The organism is Sodalis-like endosymbiont of Proechinophthirus fluctus (assembly GCF_001602625.1).
Lineage (GTDB): Bacteria > Pseudomonadota > Gammaproteobacteria > Enterobacterales > Enterobacteriaceae.
In genome coordinates this window covers 9,223-14,495 of record NZ_LECR01000088.1, presented here as the reverse complement: position 1 = coordinate 14,495, position 5,273 = coordinate 9,223, and the positions used below count along the sequence as shown (strand labels likewise).

Below are 5,273 nucleotides of genomic sequence, written 5' to 3'. Positions count from 1 at the left end.
GCAGCGCGCTTATCGCTCTGGGTATCCTATGCCAGGTGATCCAGATTGTAGTAAGCATGCGCGATCGTGAAAAGAACCGAGACCTAACGGGCGATCCTTGGGGCGGCCGTACTTTGGAGTGGGCCACCTCCTCTCCCCCGCCATTCTATAACTTCGCCATCGTGCCGAAGGTGAACAATCAGCGCGATATATTCTGGCAGATGAAAGAAGAAGGCACTGCTTATCAAAAACCGTTGGCCTATGAGCCGATCCGTATGCCGAAAAACACCGGTGCCGGCGTGATTATCGCCACCTTCATCCTGGTGTTTAGCTTTGCCTTGATCTGGCATATTTGGTGGCTGGCGATCGTCGGATTTGCCGGCATGATCATGACTTGGATAGTTCACAGTTTCAATGAAGACGTAGATTATTACGTGCCTGTAGGGGAAGTCGAACGTATCGAGAACCGGCATTTTGACCAAATCAATGAGGCGGGTGTGAAAAATGTCAACTAAGATCCTATCCAATCATGATACTACCCATGCCGCACATGGTCACCACGATGCAGGGGCCAACAAAGTATTCGGCTTCTGGATCTATCTGATGAGCGACTGTATTTTGTTCGCCACCCTGTTCGCTACCTACGCCGTTCTGAGCAACAGTGTGGCGGGTGGGCCGACCGGCAAAGAAATTTTTGAGCTGCCGTTTATTTTAGTTGAAACCTTCTTCCTGCTGTTCAGTAGTATCACCTACGGCATGGCAATCCTGGCCATGTACCGGGGCAATAAGAGCCGGGTCAACTTCTGGCTTAGTCAGACGTTCTTGTTCGGTCTGGGCTTTATCTGCATGGAACTGTACGAGTTTCATCACCTGATTGCCGAAGGCTATGGCCCGGATCGCAGCGCCTTCCTATCCGGCTTCTTCACACTGGTAGGCACCCATGGTCTGCACGTCATCTCCGGCCTTATCTGGATCTTAGTGATGATAGTTCAGGTCTCCTGCCGTGGTCTAACCCCAGTCAACCAAACCCGTCTGCAGTGCTTGAGCCTGTTTTGGCACTTCCTAGACGTGGTCTGGATTTGCGTCTTTACCGTGGTGTATTTAATGGGGGCACTTTAAATGAGTTGTGCATCCGCAGGGCATACCGACGCCAGCCACGTCAGCCATAAGTCCTATTTAATAGGTTTTATTCTCTCCATCATCCTGACGGTAATTCCGTTTACCATGGTGATGCAAGGCTCAGCCAGGGAAAGTACACTGATAGCGGTGCTGGTGATTTGTTCCGTGGTGCAGATTATCGTGCATATGGTGTATTTCCTGCACCTAAATACGTCGTCCGAGCAGCAGTGGAGCCTGATAGCTTTTGTATTTGCGATGATGATCATCGCAATCCTGGTGGTCGGCTCCTTGTGGATTATGTGGCACCTCAATCACAACTTGATGTGCCACTAACAGAGCGCAACGGTAATGATTAAGCAATACCTGCAAGTAACAAAACCAGGAATTATTTTCGGTAATCTAATTTCTGTCATCGGGGGCTTTTTGCTAGCTGCAAAGGGCCAGATAGACTATGCCCTGTTTCTCGCCACGCTGGTCGGTGTATCTCTGGTGGTCGCCTCGGGTTGCGTGTTTAACAACTATATCGATCGCGACATCGACCGGAAAATGGAAAGGACTAAAAATAGAGTCATGGTAAGAGGATTGATTTCTCTGAAAACCAGTCTGGTTTACGCTACGATACTGGGTATTGCCGGTTTTGCGCTGCTTTATCTAGCGGCCAATCCGCTGGCCATGTGGCTAGCGGTAATGGGTTTTATAGTCTATGTCGGCGTATACAGCCTGTATATGAAGCGCAAATCCGTTTACGGTACGCTTATCGGCAGCCTGTCTGGCGCAGCACCGCCGGTGATTGGTTACTGCGCCGTCAGTGACTACTTCGACACCGGCGCGCTGATTTTGCTACTGATCTTCAGCCTGTGGCAAATGCCGCACTCCTATGCCATCGCTATCTTCCGTTTCAAGGATTATCAGGCGGCGTCGATTCCGGTCTTGCCGGTAAAACGCGGCATTTCGGTCACTAAACACCATATTACCTTATATATTATCGGGTTTATGGTGGCGACGCTGATGTTGACGCTGAGTGGTTATGCTGGCCACAACTACCTGATTGTTGCCGCTTCGGTTAGCGTTTGGTGGTTGGGCATGTCGCTACAGGGCTATAAATCCGCCAATGACGATAAGGTTTGGGCGCGTAAGCTGTTTATCTTTTCAATCGTCGCTATCACCTCGCTCAGCTTGATGATGTCGGTAGACTTTATGGTACCTTCCGCTACCAGCCTGCCCACCTACGTTTGGTAGTTCACCGCCTTACGATTTTTCCGGCAAGGTGCAATACCCTCTTCCCGCCTTTTTACCTCGTTGTCGGCCATGGCCGCCTAGGCCGCCACTCCCGGTGGGCAAAGGCATATGAAGTTAACATCTGTTAAATATCATTCCATTTCCCATCATGTGTTAAGGCATTATAATAAATCCGGATAAGATATAAGATATTTCGAGGTAGTGATAAAAGACATAAAAATGATCAACATAAAACTGTAGGCTACCTGGGGCCTGAGTACAGTATTCTCATTGAGCACGCTGGGTATGTTCATGGGTATTGCCGGTATTGACTACCTATAGCATGGAATTACAAGGGGCCAGCAAATCGTTCATCGGTCTCGCTATCGGCATTTACGGGTTGACGCAGGCAATTTTCCAGATCCCTCTCAGCCTGGTTTCCGACCGCGTTGGCCGTAAACTGCTTATCGTCAGTGGATTTCTGATTGTCGCCCTCGGCAGCGCCATTGCCGCACTGACCGACAACATTTTGGGGGTGATCCTTCAGTCACGCGCTACAGGAATCCGGTGCCATTGCCACTGTGGTAATGTGGCGCTGCTGTCGAATTTAACCTATGAAAAAAACAAAACTGCACTAACTATGGATGATGTTCGCTAGCATCCAGCTATTCTTTCTGGCATTCTATGTTATAGAAGCTCTTTTACCTTTGTTAATTATCAATGAGTCGCCAGCCGGCTACAAAGGGATTACGATGGGCGTGTACTACATCAGCCAGTTTCTTGGCGTGACATTCGGCGGCATGCCAGGCAGTTTTCTGTTTCAACTTCAGGGGTGTAGTTGGTGTTTCTGGCGGGGGCGATGGCGCTGGCATAGTGGGGGTGATGAGCGAAACGTTGAATGAACTTACCCTACATTAGCAGTCTGCGCATCGCTTTGCCCGGCCGCGCGGCGGCGGCCGATAGTCAATTGGCGCAATGTCTCCAGGTGCAGCCTGGAGTAACCGAAGTAGTGGTAGTGCCAGAAGAACGCAGTGCCTACGTCAAGGTGGATACTAAACAAACCAAATGCGCAGCGCTGGAAGAGAGAGATAGTGAGGCCTGATGCCGGCGTCGGTCGCTCCCCAAATAAGCAACGGCAGTCGCAAACTGCTCGTCGTGCTTGCTGTCCTCGCCCATGATCTTGGCAGCATAATCGGCAAACACCACTTGGGGGTTAAAATGACAAACGCCCCTCATCACTCTGGCAAGTGTCAGCAGTCAGAGATTGCTGACGGCGCGAGAACAGCGCAGCGATCGGCGCCGTCGGGGTGTTAATAGCGAAAGTTGGTGAAATGGAAGGGTCGACCCAACTTCCTGCATTTTACCGATACGATAACCTGCTGCAAATTTTCGCGTGCCTTACTACCAGTGACGCGGACCTGCTCGCCCTCGATCTACGGCTATACTTTCAACTTGCTGTTTTTAATGAGTTCAATGAGTTTCTTGGCCAGGTCGGTTTCTATCCAATGCTATAATTTTTCCCACTGTGCTCTACCAGTTCGTCCGGCAATTCAATAGAGCTGCCTTCAATGCCACGCTTGACCAATTTCTCATGCAGGATTTCGTCAGTTATTTCACCTGAAAATCTGATTCGCTAGTAGCCCGCTTCCCCTTGATGGTCTGATTTTTTCATTTAATTCAAAGCTAACTGGGAAATTGCGAAAATCCCAGTAGGCGCTCAGTTTTTGATTGGCGTTGTCCACCCCGCATTACGAAATTCTTGCATATCAATTTCTAACACGATATCAAATGAGGATACACTGTAGCTCCGGCAAGGAAAACATACCCACATCATACCCGCAAAAGAGATAAAAGACAGTATCCCAGCGCGGGGGAGGGACGTTACGCGCCGCCGTGCCGAAAAAATCTGTAGCACAGAAGAAAAGTCCATACTTATGGCTCCAAGGTGATGTACGGCCGGAGCCCTATCATTTACAGGATGAGGAAAATGAAAATTACCGTTCTGGGTTGTGGCGCATTGGGACAGCTATGGCTAGTGGCGCTTAGCCGCCAGGGACACAGCGTCCAGGGATGGCTACAGGTGCCGCAATCGGTTTGTGCTGTGGATGTTATCAGTCCGCAAGGACAGGAAAGTCGTTTGCAACTGCCCGCCAATAACACCGCGCATTTAGCTGCAAGCGATCTACTGCTGGTAACGCTGAAAGCCCGGCAGGTGTCTGCGGCGGTGCGGGCGCTATTGCCGCAGTTGCAGGCCGATTGCGCCATTCTGCTGCTACATAACGGCCTCGGTACACGTGAGGAATTGCCTGTCCTGGTCCAGCCGCTGATTATGGGAACCACTACCCATGCCGCCCACCGCGAAGAGGACAAGATCCACCATGTTTATGCTGGCACGACCCGCATCGGGCCAGGTAATAGCCAGGCGCAACAGGCTAGCGCCATCGCGCAAGTGCTAAACCAGGCACTGCCAGAGGTCACCTGGCATAACAACATCACCGCTTCCAGTTGGGTCAAGCTTACCGCTAACTGTGTGATTAACCCCCTCACTGCTATCTACGATTGCTGCAACGGAGAGCTGGAAAGTCATGTGGCAGAAATCGAGGCTATTTGTCGCGAGGTAGCGATGGTGATGGACCGCGAGGGCTACCATACCCATTATGAAAGCCTTTTGTTCTATGTTAGTCAAGTCATCCGCAGCACCACTGATAATATCTCCTCCATGCTGCAGGATGTCCGGGCGCAGCGGCATTCGGAAATTGATTATATTAACGGCTATGTTCTGCGCCGCGCACGGGCACACCGGCTGAGCGTGCCGGAAAACCAGCGGCTTTTTGATTTGGTGAAACGTAAGGAGGAAAGCTATGGACAAAACGATTCTGCTCTTTCCGACAGATGGTAGCAAAGAAACCGAGGCCTCACCACCTTACCACCTTCTATCTTCTGGTGCGTGCCAGCTT

4 protein-coding genes and 3 pseudogenes are annotated in these 5,273 nt (G+C 50.7%); 6 read left to right on the top strand and 1 reads right to left on the bottom strand.

The window, feature by feature from the left end; genetic code table 11:
- The 5 genes and pseudogenes from BG74_RS18250 to BG74_RS14325 form a co-directional block, all read left to right on the top strand.
- Window positions 1-494, top strand: a pseudogene (locus BG74_RS18250) (cytochrome o ubiquinol oxidase subunit I); the annotation flags it as partial.
- A complete protein-coding gene (locus tag BG74_RS14335; protein ID WP_066597870.1) occupies window positions 484-1,098 on the top strand; it encodes a cytochrome o ubiquinol oxidase subunit III in 615 nt (204 codons plus the stop codon). The pseudogene BG74_RS18250 and the gene BG74_RS14335, both read left to right, overlap by 11 nt.
- Window positions 1,099-1,431, top strand: a complete 333-nt coding sequence (locus BG74_RS14330; RefSeq protein ID WP_066597868.1) for a cytochrome o ubiquinol oxidase subunit IV — start codon at window positions 1,099-1,101, stop codon at window positions 1,429-1,431.
- 15 nt (window positions 1,432-1,446) lie between these two features.
- Window positions 1,447-2,337 carry a heme o synthase gene (cyoE, locus tag BG74_RS08630; RefSeq protein ID WP_066597866.1) on the top strand — a complete coding sequence of 297 codons (891 nt, stop codon included), beginning with the start codon at window positions 1,447-1,449 and terminating at the stop codon, window positions 2,335-2,337.
- A gap of 252 nt (window positions 2,338-2,589) precedes the next feature.
- Window positions 2,590-3,418: pseudogene (locus tag BG74_RS14325) on the top strand (MFS transporter).
- A 208-nt stretch (window positions 3,419-3,626) separates the two neighbouring features.
- Here BG74_RS14325 and BG74_RS11675 read toward each other — a convergent pair.
- Window positions 3,627-4,147, bottom strand: a pseudogene (locus BG74_RS11675) (YajQ family cyclic di-GMP-binding protein).
- Window positions 4,148-4,303: 156 nt separating this feature from the next.
- On the opposite strand from BG74_RS11675, the gene panE reads away from it, so the two are divergent.
- Window positions 4,304-5,215, top strand: coding sequence for a 2-dehydropantoate 2-reductase (gene panE, locus BG74_RS08600; RefSeq protein ID WP_066597850.1), 912 nt, complete (start codon window positions 4,304-4,306; stop codon window positions 5,213-5,215).
- The last annotated feature ends 58 nt before the right edge of the window (window positions 5,216-5,273 follow it).

What these genes read in the sequence shown, in the direction of transcription:
- BG74_RS14330 (WP_066597868.1), top strand. Translation starts at nt 1,099, where the DNA reads ATGAGTTGTGCATCCGCAGGGCATACCGACGCCAGCCACGTCAGCCAT.
- cyoE (WP_066597866.1), top strand. Translation starts at nt 1,447, where the DNA reads ATGATTAAGCAATACCTGCAAGTAACAAAACCAGGAATTATTTTCGGT.
- panE (WP_066597850.1), top strand. Translation starts at nt 4,304, where the DNA reads ATGAAAATTACCGTTCTGGGTTGTGGCGCATTGGGACAGCTATGGCTA.
- BG74_RS14335 (WP_066597870.1), top strand. Translation starts at nt 484, where the DNA reads ATGTCAACTAAGATCCTATCCAATCATGATACTACCCATGCCGCACAT.